Annotated in this window: 21 protein-coding genes; 10 read left to right on the top strand and 11 right to left on the bottom strand. The window is 60.7% G+C overall.

Annotation, left to right across the window (positions count from 1 at the left end):
• From AF71_RS27395 to AF71_RS27380, 5 genes are all read left to right on the top strand, one after another.
• Positions 1-474, top strand: a 474-nt coding sequence (locus AF71_RS27395) for a DUF2950 family protein (protein WP_169683882.1), incomplete at its 5' end; no start/stop codon positions are given.
• Positions 475-857: 383 nt separating this feature from the next.
• A complete protein-coding gene (locus tag AF71_RS32185) occupies positions 858-986 on the top strand; it encodes a hypothetical protein (RefSeq protein ID WP_018858765.1) in 129 nt (42 codons plus the stop codon).
• Positions 987-1,814: 828 nt separating this feature from the next.
• Positions 1,815-3,728, top strand: a complete 1,914-nt coding sequence (locus tag AF71_RS27390) for a heavy metal translocating P-type ATPase (protein WP_169683881.1) — start codon at positions 1,815-1,817, stop codon at positions 3,726-3,728.
• 876 nt (positions 3,729-4,604) lie between these two features.
• A complete protein-coding gene (locus AF71_RS27385; RefSeq protein WP_169683880.1) occupies positions 4,605-6,137 on the top strand; it encodes an FAD-dependent oxidoreductase in 1,533 nt (510 codons plus the stop codon).
• Positions 6,138-6,425: 288 nt separating this feature from the next.
• A complete protein-coding gene (locus AF71_RS27380) occupies positions 6,426-7,310 on the top strand; it encodes an amino acid ABC transporter substrate-binding protein (RefSeq protein WP_026371994.1) in 885 nt (294 codons plus the stop codon).
• Between the two features lie 82 nt (positions 7,311-7,392).
• On the opposite strand, the gene AF71_RS27375 is transcribed toward AF71_RS27380, so the two are convergent.
• The 8 genes from AF71_RS27375 to msuE all read right to left on the bottom strand — a co-directional run bounded on the left by AF71_RS27375 (position 7,393) and on the right by msuE (position 13,167).
• A complete protein-coding gene (locus AF71_RS27375; RefSeq protein ID WP_169683879.1) occupies positions 7,393-9,042 on the bottom strand; it encodes a Na/Pi symporter in 1,650 nt (549 codons plus the stop codon).
• Positions 9,043-9,271: 229 nt separating this feature from the next.
• Entirely contained in the window at positions 9,272-10,603 is a 1,332-nt protein-coding gene (locus AF71_RS27370; RefSeq protein ID WP_169683878.1) for an LLM class flavin-dependent oxidoreductase, read from the bottom strand.
• A 37-nt stretch (positions 10,604-10,640) separates the two neighbouring features.
• Positions 10,641-11,300, bottom strand: coding sequence for a peroxiredoxin (locus AF71_RS27365; RefSeq protein WP_018858771.1), 660 nt, complete (start codon positions 11,298-11,300; stop codon positions 10,641-10,643).
• Between the two features lie 153 nt (positions 11,301-11,453).
• Positions 11,454-12,053 (bottom strand): alpha/beta hydrolase, encoded by a 600-nt coding sequence (locus tag AF71_RS27360; RefSeq protein ID WP_026371995.1) that lies wholly within the window; start codon positions 12,051-12,053, stop codon positions 11,454-11,456.
• Between the two features lie 40 nt (positions 12,054-12,093).
• Complete coding sequence (locus AF71_RS32180; RefSeq protein WP_018858773.1) at positions 12,094-12,225, bottom strand: hypothetical protein; 132 nt, start codon at positions 12,223-12,225, stop codon at positions 12,094-12,096.
• 9 nt (positions 12,226-12,234) lie between these two features.
• Positions 12,235-12,393, bottom strand: a complete 159-nt coding sequence (locus AF71_RS27355; protein ID WP_169683877.1) for a hypothetical protein — start codon at positions 12,391-12,393, stop codon at positions 12,235-12,237.
• A 20-nt stretch (positions 12,394-12,413) separates the two neighbouring features.
• Positions 12,414-12,584: a hypothetical protein gene (locus AF71_RS27350; protein WP_018858775.1), complete on the bottom strand. Its 171-nt coding sequence runs from the start codon at positions 12,582-12,584 to the stop codon at positions 12,414-12,416.
• A gap of 19 nt (positions 12,585-12,603) precedes the next feature.
• Complete coding sequence (gene msuE, locus AF71_RS27345; RefSeq protein WP_112659451.1) at positions 12,604-13,167, bottom strand: FMN reductase; 564 nt, start codon at positions 13,165-13,167, stop codon at positions 12,604-12,606.
• Between the two features lie 499 nt (positions 13,168-13,666).
• Here msuE and AF71_RS27340 point away from each other — a divergent pair, with 499 nt between their 5' ends.
• The 5 genes from AF71_RS27340 to AF71_RS27320 all read left to right on the top strand — a co-directional run bounded on the left by AF71_RS27340 (position 13,667) and on the right by AF71_RS27320 (position 16,666).
• Positions 13,667-13,822, top strand: a complete 156-nt coding sequence (locus AF71_RS27340) for a hypothetical protein (RefSeq protein ID WP_018858777.1) — start codon at positions 13,667-13,669, stop codon at positions 13,820-13,822.
• Between the two features lie 205 nt (positions 13,823-14,027).
• Positions 14,028-14,255, top strand: coding sequence for a hypothetical protein (locus AF71_RS27335; RefSeq protein WP_018858778.1), 228 nt, complete (start codon positions 14,028-14,030; stop codon positions 14,253-14,255).
• Positions 14,256-14,473: 218 nt separating this feature from the next.
• Complete coding sequence (locus tag AF71_RS27330) at positions 14,474-14,758, top strand: hypothetical protein (protein ID WP_169683876.1); 285 nt, start codon at positions 14,474-14,476, stop codon at positions 14,756-14,758.
• A gap of 167 nt (positions 14,759-14,925) precedes the next feature.
• Positions 14,926-15,675, top strand: coding sequence for a cytochrome c biogenesis CcdA family protein (locus AF71_RS27325; protein ID WP_112666929.1), 750 nt, complete (start codon positions 14,926-14,928; stop codon positions 15,673-15,675).
• Positions 15,676-15,715: 40 nt separating this feature from the next.
• The gene (locus AF71_RS27320) at positions 15,716-16,666 is read left to right on the top strand and encodes an AEC family transporter (protein ID WP_169683875.1); all 951 of its coding nucleotides are present in this window, start codon (positions 15,716-15,718) and stop codon (positions 16,664-16,666) included.
• Here AF71_RS27320 and AF71_RS27315 read toward each other — a convergent pair.
• Genes AF71_RS27315 through AF71_RS27305 form a run of 3 tightly spaced genes read right to left on the bottom strand, consistent with a single transcriptional unit; the run spans position 16,646 to position 20,089 of the window.
• Positions 16,646-17,857: a UbiH/UbiF family hydroxylase gene (locus tag AF71_RS27315; protein ID WP_169683873.1), complete on the bottom strand. Its 1,212-nt coding sequence runs from the start codon at positions 17,855-17,857 to the stop codon at positions 16,646-16,648. The genes AF71_RS27320 and AF71_RS27315 overlap by 21 nt on opposite strands.
• A 38-nt stretch (positions 17,858-17,895) precedes the next feature.
• Entirely contained in the window at positions 17,896-18,408 is a 513-nt protein-coding gene (locus AF71_RS27310; RefSeq protein WP_018858784.1) for a DUF934 domain-containing protein, read from the bottom strand.
• 10 nt (positions 18,409-18,418) lie between these two features.
• Positions 18,419-20,089 carry a nitrite/sulfite reductase gene (locus tag AF71_RS27305; protein WP_169683872.1) on the bottom strand — a complete coding sequence of 557 codons (1,671 nt, stop codon included), beginning with the start codon at positions 20,087-20,089 and terminating at the stop codon, positions 18,419-18,421.
• Positions 20,090-20,094: the final 5 nt, after the last annotated feature.

Below are 20,094 nucleotides of genomic sequence, written 5' to 3'. Positions count from 1 at the left end.
ACCATGCGCAACTACGTCGACGCGCAGCAAGAATACGCTTCGGCCGATCACGACGGCGACGGCGTTCTCGAATATGCACAGAACCTTATAAGTAGCCCTGGCAAGACAGACGGCCTTTACTGGCCCCCCAACCAGGGAGACTCAGACAGTCCCGCCGGAGCCTTCGTCGAACAGGCNGCTCTCGAGCGTGCGAAGGCCGGGGATGGCTATTTCGGCTACCGTTTTCGGATCCTGAAGGGCCAGGGCGCCAACATAGCCGGTGGCGACTACAGCTACATAATCAACGGCAACATGATCGTCGGGTTCGCGCTCGTCGGATGGCCCGTCAAATACGGTGAGACGGGAGTGAAGACGTTCCTGGTGAGCGAGAAGGGCGTCGTCTACGAACGCGATCTCGGCACCAACACCGCCGCGGCGGTCGCGAAAATGACGCGCTTCAACCCTGACGAAAAATGGGACATCGTACCCAACTGATTTTGGCACCGCCCCGCCGATGGGAGTCATTTCGCAACGTTCGGACAAAATTCGAATGCGATGCGTCCTTTGCCGCCTGTGACTGGGAAAGACAAGCCTGCATTCCTTTCGTCAGTCTATGGCTACGAGTTGCCAGGCGCGAGCGGCGCTGCGATTGGCGCCTAAATTGAGACTTCTCAGACGACATCTGGGCGATGTTCGCCACTGCTGCAAATTCCGTAGCCGCCAGGCGCGACGAACCACCTCGCGGCGTCAGGAATAGGGTTCACGGACCCGATTTTGGAAACCGCCCCCCAAGCGAGATCACGAGTGTTGCAGTTCCGCACTCGACTCGCCGTTAAAGCAATGCTCCAGTAACAACAGGCTAAAGTTGGGAGTTGGCGATGTACTACGAGTGGAACGAAGCCAAAGCGAGACGGCAGTACCTGATCAAGTTCGCCTCGGTCTGGCTGGCAGCGATCGCGTTGGCATTTCTTCCTGTCTGGTGGTTGGTGCAGGAAACCACTTTCTAGTCTTGTCAGACGAAGATCTTGCCTGATCGGGAGACACCCAAGGGGTGAACTCGGCCGCAACGCCTACGCCTCTCAGAACTCTCGAAACAGTTCCTACCAGCTGTAGCGCCAGTTACCAACATTGGCGTACGTGCGATCGATGGTCGGCTGTGCTTTTATGACCCCGGCCAGAAAATGCGGCCACTTCCTGTGATAGTGTTCCGAGGTCCGTGCACACCCCTGCGGGCCTCGTCCTTTGCGCCTCCCACCGAATGACTAGCCCTCCCCCTCAAACGGAGGCATCCTGCCCTTCGCCCCAATAGGTTATTCTGAAACTTGTTCGCAGTCCCTCTGTGAGCAGGGTTAACTCAGGGCCCCTCAGAACCCCGTCGAGCCTTGCGCTTCTCTGTTCTACAGCCAGGCCGCGACAATAGCCGCGGCCTCGGCATTTTCAGGAGGGCTTCGATTTCGGCTGCTCCCGACCCGCGATCGACATGTGCTTGAAGCCTCTGTAGTTCGGTTACATCCGCGTGTCATTTGGCTGCACGTCGAAGCCGCTATGTGACCTCCGGCGACTGTCGATCTGGGGGCTCTCGCATACAGATGGCCTCCTCGGCGCGTCGCGGCCGCTGAATGCCTCGTCGGCATGACCGTGGTGACAGCAGGCTGGATGATGCTTGGACGAGTGAGTGTGCTGGTGGTCAAGAACACTTGGAGGGCGCCTCAATGCCCCCTAAAGTCGGCCTGGACGCACTCCTCATCAACGGCGATGAGAACTGCGACAAACGCTCGGGCACAATTCCGGGCGCCCTGAGTCGGGGTAACATAAACCAGTGAACCGAAGGCGAGATGAGCGGGCAAGGCAGGGACAGGTTCAAGATTGCCATTCTGGCTGTTGCCCTTACCGGCCTTACGGTTGGGGCCAGCCTGAGGCTTGCCGGAAATGTTGATCTCGCCGAGATGGTCTGGGTCGCGGGGGTCGTTCCTGTCCTTGCCGTCCTAATCATCGAGATTGTCCGAAGCCTCTGGAGAGGCGAGGTCGGCCTCGACATCGTGGCGGCTCTGTCCATGTCGGCCGCGCTTGTCTTCGGTGAGACGCTCGCCGCGGCCGTCGTCGCGCTGATGTACACTGGAGGCACATTCCTCGAGAGCTTTGCCGAAGGCCGTGCCCGCCGTAACATGCAAGACCTCCTCTCACGTATTCCACGCACCGCCGCCCGATACCGCGACGGCGCGTTGGAAGAGGTGTTGCTCAACCAAATCGCACCCGGCGACCTTCTCCTCATTCGGCAAGGGGACGTCGCGCCTGTCGACGGAACTGTCGAGAGCGCGCGCGCGGTCGTCGACCAGTCAGCCATGACAGGTGAATCGATGCCTGTGAGACTGATGCACGGGCAAGAGGCGATGAGCGGCTCGACCAATGTGGGTGATGCCTTCGATCTGCGCGCAAGCCGCCGCGCTGCGGAGAGCACCTATGCAGGAATCGTCCGTCTGGTCGAGGAGGCGCAGCGGTCGAAGGCGCCGATGTCTCGACTGGCAGATCGCTATTCGATCCTGTTCCTCGTCGTTACGGCCACGCTTGCCGCTGCCGCGTGGTGGATGACCGATGACCCAATCCGGGCCGTAGCCGTGCTGGTCGTAGCCACACCCTGCCCTCTGATCCTTGCGGTGCCGGTCGCGCTGGTCGCGGGCCTATCGAGGGCAACGCACTTTGGCGTGCTGATCAAGGGCGCGAGGGCCCTCGAGGCACTCACGCAGGCCCAAACATTGATCCTCGACAAGACCGGCACACTGACGGACGGCCGTCCGCAGATTGTGTCGGTCGACACTTATGCCGACTTGCAGCCGGGTGAAGTGCTTCGCTTGGCTGCGGCAGCCGATCAGGCATCGAAGCACCCCATGGCACAGGCGATCGTTGCCTCGGCACGCGCGCAGGGCATGCCCCTGCCAATACCGACGCATATCGAGGAAGTTCCAGGAGACGGGGTCGCGGCTCAGGTGGACGGCCGATCCGTCGTCGTGGGCGGGACAGATTTCGTGATCAGCAAGATTGGCAGATCGCGGGCTCCGGATCAGGAATCCGAAGCGGGCTCTGTGCTGGTCGCGGTCGCGGTGGACGGCCAGCTCGCGGGAAATCTGGTCCTGTCCGACCCGTTGCGCCGGGAAACGGCAGGCTTCCTTTCCGGCATCCGCCGCAGTGGCATTAGACGGATTGTGCTTGCCACAGGCGACCGTCACGCCGTCGCCGAGGCCGTTACTGAAGGGCTCGGGCTTGATGCCGTCCGCGCCGACCTGACGCCCGACCAGAAAGTTCTTCTGGTGCTGACCGAACGCAAGAACGGGCCGGTGATGATGGTGGGCGACGGCGTCAACGACGCTCCCGCATTGGCGGCCGCCGATATCGGCGTAGCAATGGGAGCACGGGGGGCGGCCGCCTCCGCCGAGGCTGCTAGCGTTGTTCTGCTGGTTGACGACCTCGGTCGGCTCGTTTCGGGGCTAGAAGTGGCTAAGCGATCACGCGGGATCGCGCTCGAAAGCGTCTTCGCGGGCATCGGTCTTTCCATGGCCGGAATGGTTGCCGCAGCCCTTGGCTACCTCACGCCAGTCCAGGGCGCGCTCCTTCAGGAGGCAATCGATGTTGCGGTCATCCTGAACGCCTTGCGCGCGCTGCGAATAACACCAAGAAACGTGTCGGCAGTGGGCACACGGGTTAACCCTGTCGAGCTCCAATCCCAGGCAGAACGCTACGGTGCCTCTCAATGACTAGCCTCTCCCTAGCTGAGACGCATATGGTGTCTCGACGCCGATCTGCATCGGCGATGCACGCGGCAATACCTTTGAGGGACCGGAAGCCCGTCATTGAAAGCCTCAAATTGCAAGATGTCAGAAAGGTTTAGGCTGAGCGCCGAACGCGGTCTCGATCTGCCGCGAATATTACAACCAGAAACTTATTTTGAGACGACACGGCCACTAAGTCGGGTAGGCTGCTTCCATGAGGGGGTAGCTGGAATGAACTCGGAAGCGCGAGACTATGGACATCAAACCGACTGGCAAAGCATCGCCATGCTAACGATGCCATTGGCCATTGCCGTCGTTTCGTTTGGATGTCAGTTTTTCCTGTAGATATCTCATTATGGAAGGCTCCGCGCTTTTGCAGCACAACGCTGCAGCGCAGTGACTTGCATCGTATTGGACGCCCCTAGACTGTCACAAGGAGAGCGTTGCCCGAGGCGGTTGCGTTCTATCCAGACAACCTCATTTTAAGCTCGACAAGCACAATCCGAGGAAATTCGCTGCACCCTCGCGCGACGAACTGGCGCGGCGCCCAAGGCGCAGCGATTTGATGGCGAGTCCGAAAACTCCACCGCCATGTCGCGCTGGACAGCTTTGTAGATAATCGCTGCCCTCCCTGGGGTCCTCAAGCTTGCGCTGGGTCAAGGTGCGAAACAAGCGGGCCACCTGTTCCGAACGCGGCATCATTGGAAACAGCGAAAGCGACTCCAGATGTATTTGGCGACGTTTACTTCGAGCCATATTCACTTACCTAAAGGGCAGAATAGCCCGAGAATTTAAGGGAGCTGCCTGGGCAACCTCCTCGCAGCAGGCGATACCGGCAGCTGCCTTTTGACGGAGGAGAAAATGACCGATAGCCGCTCAGATCCGAAGGGACCCGATCTCGCCCTCGGAATAGCACTCGACAACCTTCCCGATGGAGGCAAGCTGGTTGGTCACAAAGACGGCGAGCCCGTGCTTCTCGTGCGTCGTGGAGCAGAGATATTTGCCGTTGCCGCCACCTGTTCGCACTATGGCGGACCGCTGGTCGACGGCCTGGTTGTCGACGACAGTGTTCGTTGCCCCTGGCATCATGCCTGCTTCGACCTGCGAACCGGAGAGGCCCTGCGCGCACCGGCCCTGTCGCCGCTCACGTGCTGGTCAGTCGAGCAGCGCGGCGATAGGATTTTCGTTGGCGATAAACGCAAGAAATCGTCGCAAGCCTCGCGCGATAGCAATGCCGAGGTCTTGCCGGGAAGAATCGTCATCGTCGGCGGTGGCGCGGCGGCTTTTGCCGCAGCCGAAAGACTGCGGCGCGAACAATATCAGGGCGCCATCGTCATGATCAGCGACGACGAGGCGTTGCCGGTCGACCGCCCCAACCTCTCGAAGGACTATCTTGCGGGCAAGGCTCCCGAAGACTGGATCCCACTGCGCACGGAGGGCTTTTATGCCAAGAACGGCATCGAGGTACGCCTCGGAACGAAGGTTGCCGACATTGATGTCCGCGCCAGAAAGGTCGTGCTCGCCGATGGCGGCCGGGTCGCCTTCGACAAATTGCTGCTAGCGACCGGCGCCGAACCGGTGCGCCTCAGCATACCGGGTGCCGACCAGCCTCATGTCCACACACTGCGCTCGCTTGCCGACAGTCGCGCGATCATCGCGCAGAGCGGCGCGGCGCGGCGCGCTGTCGTGCTGGGCGCCAGCTTCATCGGCCTCGAGGTCGCTGCCGCGCTTCGGACCCGCGGTGTCGAAGTGCATGTCGTGGCGCCTGAGGAACGGCCGATGGAACGGGTGCTAGGTCCCCAGATGGGCGACTTCATCCGCGCCCTGCATGATGAACATGGTGTCGTCTTCCATTTGAAAGATACCGCTGCGAGCATCGGCGCCAGCGAGGTTTTGCTGACGAGCGGCAGCACGCTGACTGCCGACCTGGTCGTTGCCGGCATCGGCGTGCGCCCGCGGGTCGATCTCGCCGAAAGAGCGGGGCTTACCATCGATCGGGGTGTCCTGGTCGATGCCTATCTGGAGACCAGCGCGCCGGGGATATATGCGGCCGGCGATATCGCGCGGTGGCCCGACCCCCACAGCGGCGAGAACATCAGAGTTGAGCATTGGGTCGTGGCCGAGCGGCAGGGTGCTACCGCTGCGCTGAACATGCTCGGACGCCGGAAGGAGTTCACGGATGTGCCGTTTTTCTGGAGCCAGCATTACGACATCCCGATCAATTATGTCGGACACGCCGAGAGATGGGACGCGATCGAGATCGAGGGCGACATTGCTGCGAAGGACTGCCTCCTGCGCTTCACGCACGGCGGACGCGTTCTGGCGGTTGTCACGATCTTCCGCGATGCGGAAAGCCTCGAGGCAGAACTGGCGATGGAACACAACAAGGCATAACGCGCGTAATGGCTCTATGCCAACCCGGATCTCTCCTGTCGCAAAATAGCGCCGTGGAGTTGATCCATAAAGCAGCACCGTGTGGGCTGCCGACGTGGGCGTCACGCGCGCCGCTGTAATGGCTGCCAACGGCTTCACATGTTGATCCAGGCGCCCGACCTGCAGTGCAAGATGGGGCTTTTCCGTCCCGCGACAGCGAGGTGCCCTGAGTTGACAAATGGCTGACTGCCCATAATCTGCGCGTACGCCTTTTAGATCGCCGTTTTTTTCGTGGTGAGGTTCATGCCCATGGCAAAGTGCATGAGACGATTTCTGCTGGCGAATGTTGCCCTGTGGCTTTCCGCGATCGCGGCCGGCGCTGCGACGCTCGATACGGTCACCCAGCGCGGCAGTGTGCGTATCGGCTACATTACCGACGAGGCGCCCTTTTCCTCCGTCAAATCGGGCGCCGATCCGACGGGATATGCCATCGACCTGTGTGGCAAGATCGCCGACGAAATAGAGTATCGGGTTCCGCAACTGAAGCGCGAATACGTTGAAATGACGCTCGCCAACGGCTTCGATGCAGTGAAAAACGGACAGATCGACCTGCTTTGCGGCGCGATCACAGTCAATTTGAAGAGGCGAGAAATCGTTGACTTCTCACAGCCAATCTTTCTGACGGGGGCGACCGCGCTGCTCCGCAAAGATTCGCCTAACTATCTGCAGACTCTTTTTCTCGAGAAGCCCGCTGTTCGCCCGGTCAGCCAGCGTGTCCCCTCCACACGGGTAATCGGGGTGCGGGCAAGCACAACAACTGGAACGACCCTGCGCGAGGCGTTGGCCATCCAAGCCTCGAAGACGAAGCTTTCCGATTTCGAAACGCACGAGGATGGGCTTAAGGCGCTGGAGGATCACAAGATCGACGCCTATATCGCCGATCAGGTGCTACTCATCAGCCTGGCCAAGAGGGCACGCGATTCATCGTCGCTCGAGATCGGTGATCGGCTCTTTACGCATGAACCCTATGCAATAGCGCTGCGTCGCGACGACGCCGACTTCCGCCTGCTGGCCGACCGTGCGTTGACGGCATTCTATCTGTCGGACGATTTTCTGCCGCTGCTGGAAGGCTATTTCGGATCCGAGGCGCCGATGCTGCACACGCAAATCATCATGGAGCATGTTCCCGATTGATTTTAATCACCTCAATCAAGGGATTACACAAGCAGCTGCACCGCCTTGCGGAACGACCGACCGCAAAGGGGTATCCTGATGGCTAATGCCCGCCGCGCCCGAGAAGATGGGCAGCCAACCGCCAGGTGTGATGCGCGATTCGGTCGAGTCGTCGAGCGGCGTCGATCCGCGCGAAGGCACTTGCAGCTACCAGCTCTCCCAGTGCAACCGAGGCAAGAGTTGTCGCGCGATGGTCCTGCTTCAGCGCGCTGAGTTCTTTTGCCGCCCGTTCGGCGTCCGAAAGCGTCGCGGCGACCTCGGGTGACACGCTCCAACCGATAGCCGCGGCCTGCGCGCTGAGGGCGGTTTCAGAAGTGATCGAGCGACCAATCGCTTCGGCCGCGATCATCACACGTGCGCATAGCTCGGTCGCGCGGCGTTCGAGAACGGCTTCGACCGGCCGGCCGGGGAGCTCCCCCTCCTCCAGGACGTCCGCAAGGCGCGAAGCGTGATCGAGCGCGTGCAGCATGCTCGTCATGCGCAACCGCTCATCCTCAGTCTCGGGCGGCTCCTTCAATTCGGAGAGAAAATCCCGTATCTCCGTCAGCACAATGCCGGTCGAAACGCCTCCGGTCGCAAGCCTCGTCGGGCCTGAGAGCGCAGCAGAAACCGAGGCAGTGTTCATCGCGAGGACGTCCGCCAGGACGCGCCTGACTGTCTCGATCGCGATGACCGGACTGGCAAGGGCGCTTGGATCAAGCGCGCGCTGAACGGCTGTCTGCCTCGACGGCAACATACGCTCGACAACGCGGGTAAACCATTGCGTCGCCGGAAGCAGCACCGCAACCCCTACGACGTTATAGGCCGTGTGATAGGCAGCAAGCTGCGTCATCCCGTCGACCGACGCGGAAAAGCGTTTCATCAGTACAGTCGTGAACGGAAAGGCGATGATCGCGATAAGCGCCGCGATCATCTTGAACAGCACATAGGCCAGGGCGAGGCGCTTGGCCGTCGTGCTGGCGCCGATCGCGGCTAAGGCGGAACTCGTCGCCGTCCCGATATTCTGGCCGATGATCAGTGCTGCGCCTTGCTCCAGGCTCACTGCCCCGGCGTAGAAGGCGGAAATGGTCACGGCGATCGCCGCCGTCGAGGACTGCATGACCGCCGTCATCGCCAAGCCAACGCCGATCAGCATCATGAGGCCAGCCAAACCCGCACCCCAGCTAACTCCCGGAGAACCAAGCACCGAGGGCAGATCGGACGGATGCAACGTCTCCGCCAGCCCCCCCATGCCCTGCTGCAGCGTCGTCAGCCCGTAAAGAATGAGCGCGAAACCCGCAAGCGCACTGCCCCCCGCCGCGATCCTCCCGCCGCTCAGTAGCTTGGCCAGCGCTCCGATGAATATCATCGGCAGCGCGTAGGGTGAGAGCGAGACTCTCACGCCGATCAGCGCAACCAGCCATCCCGTTCCCGTTGTGCCGACATTGGCGCCGAAAACGAGCCCAAGCCCCTGCGGGAAGGTCAAGAGCCCGGCGTTGACGAGACCGATCGTCGTCATCGTCACCGCGCTCGACGACTGGACGAGCAAGGTGACGACAGCGCCCCAGAAAGCGCCGGAGAGCGGCGTGGCGACTGCCGCGCCCAAGGCGGTCCGTAACGCCGATCCCGCCAATGCCTTGAGGCCGTCGGTCATGACGGTCATGCCGAGGAGAAAGAGCCCAATTCCACCGAGAATGGCAACCGCTGTCGACATCGGCGTTTGGCTCCCTTCGCTTCGCTCTTTATCTCTTCAAGCTAATAGGACCAACCTCGCCGTGCAAGCGGGCTTGGAATGCCCTTCCTTTGGGTGAGTGAGCACACGGGAAGCCAACGCGCGGCCTTCGATTCGGTGCTTATCTTTTCCGGATCTGATCCGCGGCGGCCGGCCTCCCCCCTTGCCTCTCCTTGCCGTAAGAGGATGCTTCTCCGCCAGTTGTTGCGACTCAGCGGCTTGCAAAAAACCTGTTGGCGGGCCGAGATAGGCCAAGGTGTTCACGTAGCGTCGCACCCTCGTAATCCCTCCTGAAAATGCCTCGTCGCTGCAGCTCGGGTACAAGCCGATCAACGACATCGTCGAGACCTTGGGGAAGGTAGGGGAAGACGATGTTGAAACCGTCGCTGCCGCGTGCCGTCAGCCATTGCGCCATCTCATCGGCGATCGTTTCCGGCGTTCCTACGAACGCAAGGCCCGCGTAGCCCCCATAGCGCTGCGCGAGCTGCCGAACGGTCAACTGCTCTTCCTGGGTGAACTTCAGCACTTGCGCGCGGCCGGTCTTGCTGGCGTTCGTCTCGGGTATCTCAGGCAGCGGCCCGTCCGGATCGAAGCCGGAAGCATCATGACCAAGGGCGATCGAGAGCGAAGCGACGGCGCTGTCATAGTGAACGAGGCTGTCGAGCAGCGCCCGTTTCGCGCGCGCCTCCTCAATGCTGTCGCCAATGACGATGAAGGCGGCCGGCAGGATCTTGAGGCTATCAGGATCGCGGCCGACGGCGGCCATCCGCCCCTTGATATCGGCATAGAGTGATTGCGCCGCCGGGAGATCGCGCGGCGAGCAGAAGACGACTTCGGCTGTCTCGGCGGCAAGCTGGCGGCCCGGCTCTGACTGCCCCGCCTGCACGATCACCGGCCATCCCTGAGGCGGGCGGGCAATATTGAGCGGACCGCGCACGCTGAGCTCCTCGCCCTTGTGATTGAGGACATGCATTTTGGTCGGGTCGAAAAACTGGCCACTTTCCACGTCGCGCGTAAATGCGTCGTCGGCGAAACTGTCCCAGAGGCCGGTGACGACGTCGTAAAACTCGCGGGCGTGGCGATACCGTTCGCCGTGTTCGACATGTTCATCGAGGCCAAAATTCAGCGCGGCGTCGGGATTAGCCGTCGTCACAATGTTCCAGCCCGCGCGCCCGGCGCTGATATGGTCAAGCGAGGCGAAGCGGCGCGCAACGTGATAGGGCTCGTCGAAGGTCGTCGAGGCTGTCGCAACGAGCCCGATCCGATCGGTGACGGCGGCAAGCGCCGACAGCAGTGTGAACGGCTCGAAGGAGGTTACCGTCTGGCTCCTCTTCAGTGCCTCCACAGGCATGTTGAGCACGGCCAGATGATCAGCCATGAAGAAGGCATCGAACTTCGCCGCCTCCAGCCTTTGCGCAAACTCCTTTAAGTGCTTGAAGTTGAAGTTCGCGTCCGGGTAGGCGCCGGGATAGCGCCAGGCTCCGGTATGCAGACTGACGGGGCGCATGAAGGCGCCGAGATGCAATTGTCGCTCGTGTGCCATCAAGTCGTCCCGCCTTATGCCTGCCCGTGCCCGCCGACTACGCCTGCGGCTGCTTGGTCTTGCGCAGGTACGGCAGCACCGTGTCAAACGATCCGAAGCGCGTTACCGCGTCCTCGTTGGAGACGGCAGCCGTGATGATGACGTCATCGCCCTGCTGCCAGTTCGCCGGCGTCGCGACCTGATGCTTTGCCGTCAACTGAATGGAGTCGATCGCGCGGAGGATCTCGTTGAAGTTTCTCCCCGTCGTCATCGGGTAGGTGAGGATCAGCTTGATTTTCTTGTCCGGGCCGATGATGAAGACGGAACGAACGGTTGCGTTGTCAGCTGGCGTGCGGCCTTCCGACGTTTCTCCGGCTCCAGCCGGCAGCATGTCGTAGAGCTTGGCAACCTTCAGGTCCTTGTCGCCGATCAATGGATAGTCGACATCGAAGCCGGTCGCCGTCTTGATATCGCTCTTCCACTTGCTGTGGCTTTCCACCGGATCGACAGAGATGCCGATGATCTTGGCGCCGCGGCTGCGGAATTCGGGCTCCAGCCCTGCCATCGCCCCAAGCTCGGTCGTGCAAACCGGCGTGAAGTTCTTCGGATGCGAGAAGAGCACCGCCCAGCCGTCACCAATCCAGTCGTGGAACTGAATGGGACCCTGCGTGGTGTCGGCGGTGAAATCAGGGGCAATATCGTTGATGCGGAGGCTCATGAGTAGTGACCTTGTTGGAAATGGCGCTGGTGTTCAATGACCGGCGATTCTGTAGTCGTTTTCTGGCGCTGTTCAAGCACTTGTGCCACGATGCCGGTGATTAATGGCCGCAAAGATCGCGTGCCGACCAGTTGGCATCGTCGATGACATCGACTACCACGCGGACGAGGCCTCTTTACCAAGAGACGGCTTTTTCGGCGGTATCTTATCAAGATGCCGCGTTCTGGCTTTCAGGGTTTCAAAGGCACGGTAGCCCCCCGGCCACCGGCCATAGCCGCTGGCGACATTGACGTGCCCGGCCAGACCGGCATTGCGAAGCTCGCTGCCCCAGAGACGGGCAAACAGTGTCAGGCGATCGAGCGACATATAGTGATCGTTCAGGCTGCCGACGACGATACTCGGAAACGGCAGCTCGGCCGTCGGCATCGTACCAAACGCAATCTGCCCGGGATGCAGCTTCTCGGTCACCAGCAGGTCGCACGGCGCCACCAGCAGCGCTCCCCTCACCCGCGCCGCAGAAGGCCGCCCGGCAAGGCTTGCCGCAAGCAGACATCCAAGACTGTGAGCAACGATATAGGCTTCACCGGCATCTTCGAGCACGGCCTCGAGCCTCACCCGCCAGACGCTGAGGTGCGGATGATCCCAATTGTCCTGCTGGACGAGGCGACTTTCGGGATGATCCCGCAGCCATGCGGTTTGCCAGTGCGCATCTTCTGATCCGAAGAGCCCGGGAAGAATTAGTACTGGCGCCATCATCAATCCTTATCCGCATCGTGTGAAGGAGTATCTGTTCCTAGAGAACGCCGAGGGTGATTGCGAAGAGGAACCCGAAGGCGAACACCGTCGCCGCGGAAGCGGCCACATCCGCCGCGGCATCGGCACGCCGGCTACGCGGAGCAATATGGCGAGCATCGAAAACGGCCATGACGATCCCTCAGTACCAAGGCGCCGGAGACGAGCTCCAATAGTAGATTTCATAGTCGCGTGCCGTCAGTTCGCCGTCGCCATGCGGCTCGCACCGTGGCGCGGCTGCCGGTTGGGAAGGACCGATGAGGACCATCGACCGGAACCAAAGAAGAAGAGACTGCATCATCGTTTTCTCCTTGCCGCACCTCAGATCAGCTGGTTGCGCCTCGCATTCGAAAGCAGGTCCGCGGCGCTGGCGACGGGGCCGAACAGCATCAGCAGTCGATTTTGCTCGCGCATCGTCAGCCGATAGCGACGCGCAAAGTCGAAGACGCTCCAAAGCTCGCTCCCCATCGCCCGTTTCTCCGCACTGTCCATGCCACCATTCCTCCAAATCTCATTCGGCCGCCTGAAGCGAGGCCCTTGCCGACGGGACGAAAGAGAAGGCTGCCAGTTCGTCGACGACAGAACCGATACGGCCAGACAGCGCCTCCGAAGCGATTTTGTAGTCGACGAAATCGCGGTCAGCGGCATAGACGGCCGTCGGCAACGTGTGGGCCATGAAGAATCCGAACAGCGGCCGCAGCTGATGCTCGACAATCAGGGCATGGCGGTCTCCGCCTCCGGTGGCAGAAATGATGATGGGCTTCGAGCGCAGTTCGCTCGGCTCGATTAGATCGATCAAGTGCTTGAACAGGCCGGGATACGAGCCCTTGTAGGTCGGCGAGCCGATGACCAGGACATCCGCCTTGACGATATCATCAAGAACCTGGCTGGCCTGTTCATCCAGGTCGCGACGCCAGAGCGCAGTGCCCAGCGACGGACCGACGTCCTTCAGATCGTAGATCTTGCTTGAAAAGCCGTAGTTTTCAGCAGCAAGCCCCGCAATATGCTCGACCAGGGCATAGGTCTTGGACGGACGGTTAAAGCTACCGGCAATACCCACCAATCGCAGCGACATAGATCTCTCTCCTTTGTTGTTAGACCGAATATTGTCTATAAATTTTATGAACAAAAGAAATGACGTTCCGTTATCTAGGAGAACCGTGAAATTCGATGCCCTCGGGCGCGCCGTCACGCAGCGGCTTCTGCAACTCTCCTAAGCTGTTGAACAGCAAACCTACGAGGCGGCAGAGAGCGACGGCCAGACCGTGTAATCGCGTGCGCCTGCTACGGCCCGGCCGTTCAAAAGTTCCAAGGCGTGCCGCAAGCTTTCTGTCTCGGCATACGCGTTTTTCTTGGAACCTTTGGCCGCGCCGCTCGTTGTGTGATTGCAGCGTTTGAAATCCGCGCTGCCGGACCAGCATCGCCTATGTAGGTTCGTCAAAAAGGCCCGGTGGTTTCTATCCCGCCGGGCTTTTCTTGGTCCCTTCCCCCGCTTTTCTCCTTCGATTGTCGTTCGTTTTGAACAACTTGCGGTCTCGAGCATTAACTATCGTCAGCAACCAGGAAACAACCCAATGACGATCACCGCCAAAGTTGCCGCCGCCCTATGCATGCTCATGGCACTGAGTTCTTGCGCAAACACGATCAAGGGCATTGGGCGCGATACGGCCAATACCGTCAATGCGACCCAGAACGCCGGCAATCGTGTAGCGAATGCTGCGTCCCGCTAATCTCGTTGATGGCTTCGCCGCCAACAACCGGGCCCTGCATACTTCCGGTCTGAAACCCGCCGAGACGCGTTTTTTGGTGGACAGCCTGAGCGCGTTCGAAAGGAGCGTTTCAATCTCTTCGCGTTAATCGACGGAAATAGCCGGCGGGCCTTGAAATCGCATCGATCGAAGCAAAGATTCGTCTGGATGCTATGGAGGCCTAGCCATGTCGAACTATAAAGAGGAAAGGCGGTTTCGGTGTCAGGACGACAGAGGAAAAACCTATGTCGTCATTCAGCAGATCAGGATTTCTGGCCAAAACGCGCCTTCGCCCAAGACCGACTATATGACCGAGGAAGGCGAGATCGTGAATCGACTCGATGAAGATCATTTTCTGCTCCTGCTCGATGGGCAGGTACTGCACATTCCCCATATCTCGGATACGGATCACTGAGCGGTGACGGCAACGACAGAAATGGCGCGCCGCTGACTCCAGGTGCTTTCGCTGCGTCTGCCGCCGACCAAACTCAACCGAATCATGATTCGGCGCGATCATCCGCATGACTGGGACATGAACGCCGGCTTCAGTGCGCATTCATTCGCCACATCTAATCTGCCCAACCATCAGCGCTCCGAAGGCGTTGCGTTGACAGATACAGATGGAGACCGATCATGAGAAAGCTAGTTGTTGCAGCCGCCGGACTAGCGACGCTGCTCGTAGCCTCACCGGCTTTCGCGGACGGCGTATACTTCGAGTTCGGCTCCGGCCCACGCCATTATGACGATCCGCCTCCGCCGCGCTACTATAGGCACGGCCCGCGCTATGCGTACGACGATGATGGCGATGATTATTATCGCCCGCGTTATGCGCGACAGGTGTGCTGGGACCAGCCCTACCAGAAAAAGAGCCATCACCACTACATCACCAAATACAGGACGGTCTGCCGCGATCGCTAACATGCAGTGCGGAAGGCAATGATGGTGCGCCCGGCGGCGCACGATCACCGGTTCCGCATCCTGCGTCCTGCCTTCCTTTTTCAACGAAAGCGCAAAAAGGTGATTGGCCCGGATGGTTAGGTTGCGATAGGACTTCGCGCATCATTGCCTGCCGCCGGAGTGCCTAAGTGTCGATTGCCGATATTTCCTTGTTGAGCGCCCTTTTTGCCGGCGCGCTGTCGTTCCTGTCGCCCTGCGTCCTGCCTCTCGTTCCCCCCTATCTCTGCTATATGGCCGGCATTTCCGTCGAGCAGTTTCGCGGTGGCAGCGCCGTTGCCGTTGCGCCGGACGCGCGGCGGGGCGTGCTGTTTTCGGCGCTTTTTTTCACACTCGGCTTCGCGACCGTTTTTGTGGCGCTCGGCGCTGGTGCATCCAGCATCGGCATGGCGCTTCGCCAGCATCTCGATCTCCTGGCAAAGATCGGCGGCCTGATCATCATCGTCATGGGTTTGAATTTCCTCGGAGTCTTCCGGATTGGAATTCTGGCCCGCGAGGCGCGCTTCCAGGGCAGCGGCAAGCCCGCGACGCTGACCGGTGCCTATATCATGGGCCTGGCTTTCGCTTTTGGCTGGACACCCTGCATCGGTCCGGTACTCGGTGCGATCCTTGGCGTTGCGGCCTCGCGGGAGACGGTTGGCTCAGGTGCTGGGCTGCTGGCCGTCTATTCCCTCGGCCTTGCCATCCCGTTCTGGATCGCCGCTGGCTTTTCCGGCGCCTTCATGAACTTCCTGACGCGCTTTCGCCGGCATCTCGGAACGGTCGAGAAAGTCATGGGCGTATTCCTCGTCCTGACCGGCCTCGCCTTCATGTTCGGTTTCGTCAGTGACGTCGCAATCTGGTTCCAGCAGACCTTTCCAATCCTGATGAAAATCGGCTAAGCCGAAATCACCCCGAAGAAAGTTGCATTTGGAATAGCCGTTGTTCGATATTGTCAGTCTGCTCCAGCCGTTCTTCGGCCTGATCCTCATTGGCTATATCGCAGGCAAGGTGACGAAGCAGCCGGCCGACGCGCTCGGCTGGATGAACACCTTCATCATCTATGCAGCGCTGCCGGCGTTGTTCTTCAAGCTCGTCTCACGCACGCCCTTCGAAGATCTGACAAGGATCGACTTCATCGCCACCGATCTCGCGGCAACCTATTCGATCTTCATTGCACTGTTCGCGATCGGTCGCTGGATCCGGGGTAATTCGCTCGCCGACTGCACGATCCAGTCGTTTGCCGGCGCCTACGGCAACATCGGCTATATGGGGCCTGGCCTCGCTCTGCTGGCGCTCGGCCAAGCAGCGGCCATACCGGTCGCGCTGATCGTCTGCCTCGAGAACGCGCTGCACTTTATCGTCGCGCCGGCGCTGATGGCAGCGGCAGGCGATGACCGGCGTTCCGCGGGACGGCTGGCGATCGACATTACTCGGAAAGTGGCCTTCCACCCCTTTATCCTGTCGACGGCGTTCGGCTTCGTTGCTGCCGGCTTTCACATCGATCAGCCGGCCGCATTCCAGCATTTCGTCGACTATCTCGCGCAGGCTGCCGCCCCCTGCGCTTTGTTTGCCATGGGCGTCACGCTGGCGCTTCGGCCGGCGAGGCGCATACCGGCCGAAATCGGCTATATCGTTCTGGCGAAGCTCATCGTGCACCCGATTGTCGTCTATCTCGCGCTGACCGCCATCGGTGGCTTCGAGCCGGTCTGGATATATGCCGCGGTACTGCTTGCCGCCCTGCCGACGGCAACCAACGTCTTCGTCATCGGGCAGCAATATGGCGTCTGGAAGGAACGCGCTTCGGCAACGATCCTGATCACGACGGCGCTTTCCGTCGTGACCGTCTCGCTCTTCCTGATTGCGATCAAATCAGGCTTTCTTCCGGCTTAGCTTTTCCTTGATCGCGCCGGGAATATCGCGGAACGAACGACCAGGCTCGATGCCCTCACGCATGACAATGCTGCGCAGTGGGGGGAGTGCCGACAGAATGTGCAGGCCGGCAGCGCGCATCATCTGAACAGGCAGGAAATCGGACAATAGCGAGCGATTAAGAAGATCGACGCTCGCGGTGCGGCTCATGATATCGGCGCGACGCTTCCGATCGAAACGGTCGCCGGCATCAGCCGCGATCGGCAGTTCGGGTCGCGTGCAAAGAATGTCCTGAAGCGCCATGACATCGCGCAGGCTGAGGTTCAGCCCCTGCGCGCCGATCGGCGGGAAGACATGCGATGCCTCGCCAATGAGGGCAATCCGCCCCTTGCCGGAGCGATGGGCCATCATGCCTGATAGAGGCCAGAGCTGCACACCTTCCTCGACGGTCACCTTACCGAGCAGTGACTGCATGCGCTCCTCGACGACATTGCTCAGTTCAACGAGCGAGAGTTCATTGCGGGCGACGGCATCCGATGGGTTCTGGACCCAAACGAGGCTGGAGCGATTGGCGGGCAGCGGCACCTGAGTGAAGGGTCCGCTTTCCGTATGGAACTCCGTCGAGATATTCTCATGCGGCAGCGAGTGTTCGAAGTTCAGCACCATGGCCGACTGCCGATAAGACCAGGTGCGAACGTCGATGCCGGCGGTTTCGCGCAGCTTCGACTTGCGCCCATCAGCGCCAACCGCGAACGTCGCCGACAGGATTTCGCCATCGGCAAGCGTGACCGTCACCGATTCGGTGCCGATATCGATCACGTCGGCAAACGACGTAAAGCGCGTGATGTTCCCCTCACCGGCGATCGCGGCCTCCAGCACCCCCATCAAGGCTTTGTTCGGGAAATTGTAGCCGAAGGCCTCAAGATCGAGTTCGACCGAACGGAATGTGGTGATCGGCGCCCGCAGCAGGCGATTCGTGCCGTCGATGATGCGCATGGTGGAAAGCGGCGCGGCCGCTGGCCGCAACTTTTCCCACAACGTCAACCTGTCGAGGAAACGGATCGATTGATCCATGAGCGCGGTCGTGCGCCGGTCCTGGCTCGGCGATGGCGGGGCAACGAGAGCCACGTTGCGTCCGCCGCGAGCCAAGGCGATGGCGGCGATCATGCCAGCAAGCCCGCCACCGATCACCGCGATTTCAAAAGTCTTCATTGCACCGTTCCGTCAATTCTTTGACGGCGATCCGGTGCTTATGCAGCCGGCTTCGCCTGACGGCGCCAACTATAGCCCTTGCCAGCGTCCGCGTCACGCACAGCCGGTTGATAATGATGCGGAATTCCCGGCAGGCGATGTTCCGTGAGGCGCTTTATCGCAGTCTCGTTGGTGACAGCGAAGCTGTCGATGCCGACCCGCTGCATCAGCGGAATCTGGTCGATCAGCACGTCGCCGACGGCGCGCAGTTCGTTGGTGTATCCAAGGCGGTCGCGCAGGAGGGATGCATGGCTGAAGGCCCGGCCATCGTTGAACGCCGGGAAGGCGACAGCGACGATCTCAAGCCGATAGAGGTAGGGCTCGAGCTTGCGAATATCGTCCGCCGGCTTGATCAGCACGCCGAAGCCGACCTCGTTGCTCTCGTCGGCCCTGGCGATCAGCTCGTCCAGGCCGAGAAGGGGCTTCTGCCCCTCGCCTGCCTTCACCTCTTCAGTCTCGATCACCCAGGGATCGTTCTCTACGAAGCCGGTTTCTCTCCAGATCTTGGTCATCGTCCCCTCCTTACGCCGCTTCTGCCGCCGAACCATACAGCGCGTCCTTGAACGGCTGAGGACCAACGCGGCGATAGGTTTCGAGGAAGATCTCAGACGGCTCCTTGCGGATTGTCAGATAGGTGTTGACGATCGTTTCGATCGCGTCGGTCACCTTGTCGGGCTCGAAGCCGCGGCCGATGATCTCGCCGATCGACGTATGCTCGTCGCCCGAACCGCCAAGCGTGATCTGGTAGAGCTCAGCGCCCTTCTTCTCCACGCCCAGCAGGCCGATATGGCCGACATGGTGATGGCCGCAGGCATTGATGCAGCCGGAGATCTTGATCTTCAGCTCGCCGATCTCAGCCTGCCGATCCGGATCGCCAAAGCGCCGGGAGATTTCCTGCGCAACAGGAATGGAGCGCGCATTGGCGAGCGCGCAGTAGTCCAGCCCCGGACAGGCAATGATATCGGTGATCAGACCGGCATTGGCCTCGGCGAGGCCGATGGCGACGAGACCGCGATAGACCGCTTCGAGATCGGCGAGCGCCACATGCGGCAGGATCAGGTTCTGCTCGTGGCTGACGCGGATTTCGTCGAAGGCATATTCCTCAGCGATATCGGCAATGGCATCCATCTGGCTATCCGATGCATCGCCCGGAATGCCGCCGATCGGCTTCAGGGAGATCGTCACCATGCCGTAGTCGGGATGCTTGTGCGGCTGCACGTTCTGCTGCACCCAGCGAGAGAAAGCCGGATCGGCCTTCTTCCAGCGAGCGAGATTTTCCCAGCCTTCGGCGCGATCCGGCAGGGCCGGCGGCGCAAAATAGGCGGCGATGGCTTCGACATCAGCTTCCGGCAACTTCAGCTCGGATTCCTTGAGTTCCGCGAACTCTCCCTCGACCTGACGCGCCAACTCTTCCGCGCCTGTTTCGTGCACGAGGATCTTGATGCGAGCCTTGTATTTGTTGTCGCGACGGCCATGCAGGTTGTAAACGCGCACGATGGCTGTCGTATAGGACAGCAGGTCCTCTTCCGGAAGGAAGTCGCGGATCAGCTTGGCGATCATCGGCGTGCGGCCCTGGCCCCCACCGACATATACGGCAAAGCCGATTTCACCCTTCTCGTTCTTCTTCAGATGCAGGCCGATGTCGTGGACCTGGATCGCGGCGCGGTCACGTTCTGCACCGGTGACGGCAATCTTGAACTTGCGCGGCAGGAACGAGAATTCCGGATGCACCGAGGACCACTGGCGCAGGATCTCGGCGTAGGGGCGCGGATCCGCGATTTCGTCGGCGGCTGCACCTGCAAAATGGTCGGCAGTAACATTGCGAATGCAATTTCCCGACGTCTGCAGAGCGTGCATCTCAACGGATGCCAGCTCGGACAGCGCATCCGGGATTTCGGAGAGCTTCGGCCAGTTGAACTGCAGGTTCTGGCGGGTCGTGAAGTGGCCGTAGCCGCGGTCGTACTTGCGCGCGATATGAGCGAGCATCCGCACCTGGCGCGAGCTCAGCGTCCCGTAAGGAATCGCGATACGCAGCATGTAGGCGTGAAGCTGCAGATAGACGCCGTTCATCAGGCGCAGCGGCTTGAACGCGTCTTCGGCAAGCTCACCGGAAAGGCGGCGCTGCACCTGGTCGCGGAACTGCTCGACGCGCTCGGCGACAAAAGCGTGGTCAAATTCGTCGTAACGATACATCTGCT

The sequence above is a fragment of the Rhizobium sp. 57MFTsu3.2 genome (assembly GCF_012932765.1).
Taxonomy (GTDB): domain Bacteria; phylum Pseudomonadota; class Alphaproteobacteria; order Rhizobiales; family Rhizobiaceae; genus Rhizobium; species Rhizobium altiplani.
The sequence above is the reverse complement of the archived record's forward strand: the minus strand, read 5'-3'. Positions and strand labels throughout refer to the sequence as shown.

What these genes read in the sequence shown, in the direction of transcription:
- AF71_RS32185 (WP_018858765.1), top strand. Translation starts at nt 858, where the DNA reads ATGTACTACGAGTGGAACGAAGCCAAAGCGAGACGGCAGTACCTGATC.
- AF71_RS27390 (WP_169683881.1), top strand. Translation starts at nt 1,815, where the DNA reads ATGAGCGGGCAAGGCAGGGACAGGTTCAAGATTGCCATTCTGGCTGTT.
- AF71_RS27385 (WP_169683880.1), top strand. Translation starts at nt 4,605, where the DNA reads ATGACCGATAGCCGCTCAGATCCGAAGGGACCCGATCTCGCCCTCGGA.
- AF71_RS27380 (WP_026371994.1), top strand. Translation starts at nt 6,426, where the DNA reads ATGGCAAAGTGCATGAGACGATTTCTGCTGGCGAATGTTGCCCTGTGG.
- AF71_RS27375 (WP_169683879.1), bottom strand. Translation starts at nt 9,042, where the DNA reads ATGTCGACAGCGGTTGCCATTCTCGGTGGAATTGGGCTCTTTCTCCTC.
- AF71_RS27370 (WP_169683878.1), bottom strand. Translation starts at nt 10,603, where the DNA reads ATGGCACACGAGCGACAATTGCATCTCGGCGCCTTCATGCGCCCCGTC.
- AF71_RS27365 (WP_018858771.1), bottom strand. Translation starts at nt 11,300, where the DNA reads ATGAGCCTCCGCATCAACGATATTGCCCCTGATTTCACCGCCGACACC.
- AF71_RS27360 (WP_026371995.1), bottom strand. Translation starts at nt 12,053, where the DNA reads ATGGCGCCAGTACTAATTCTTCCCGGGCTCTTCGGATCAGAAGATGCG.
- AF71_RS32180 (WP_018858773.1), bottom strand. Translation starts at nt 12,225, where the DNA reads ATGGCCGTTTTCGATGCTCGCCATATTGCTCCGCGTAGCCGGCGTGCC.
- AF71_RS27355 (WP_169683877.1), bottom strand. Translation starts at nt 12,393, where the DNA reads ATGATGCAGTCTCTTCTTCTTTGGTTCCGGTCGATGGTCCTCATCGGT.
- AF71_RS27350 (WP_018858775.1), bottom strand. Translation starts at nt 12,584, where the DNA reads ATGGACAGTGCGGAGAAACGGGCGATGGGGAGCGAGCTTTGGAGCGTC.
- msuE (WP_112659451.1), bottom strand. Translation starts at nt 13,167, where the DNA reads ATGTCGCTGCGATTGGTGGGTATTGCCGGTAGCTTTAACCGTCCGTCC.
- AF71_RS27340 (WP_018858777.1), top strand. Translation starts at nt 13,667, where the DNA reads ATGACGATCACCGCCAAAGTTGCCGCCGCCCTATGCATGCTCATGGCA.
- AF71_RS27335 (WP_018858778.1), top strand. Translation starts at nt 14,028, where the DNA reads ATGTCGAACTATAAAGAGGAAAGGCGGTTTCGGTGTCAGGACGACAGA.
- AF71_RS27330 (WP_169683876.1), top strand. Translation starts at nt 14,474, where the DNA reads ATGAGAAAGCTAGTTGTTGCAGCCGCCGGACTAGCGACGCTGCTCGTA.
- AF71_RS27315 (WP_169683873.1), bottom strand. Translation starts at nt 17,857, where the DNA reads ATGAAGACTTTTGAAATCGCGGTGATCGGTGGCGGGCTTGCTGGCATG.
- AF71_RS27310 (WP_018858784.1), bottom strand. Translation starts at nt 18,408, where the DNA reads ATGACCAAGATCTGGAGAGAAACCGGCTTCGTAGAGAACGATCCCTGG.
- AF71_RS27305 (WP_169683872.1), bottom strand. Translation starts at nt 20,089, where the DNA reads ATGTATCGTTACGACGAATTTGACCACGCTTTTGTCGCCGAGCGCGTC.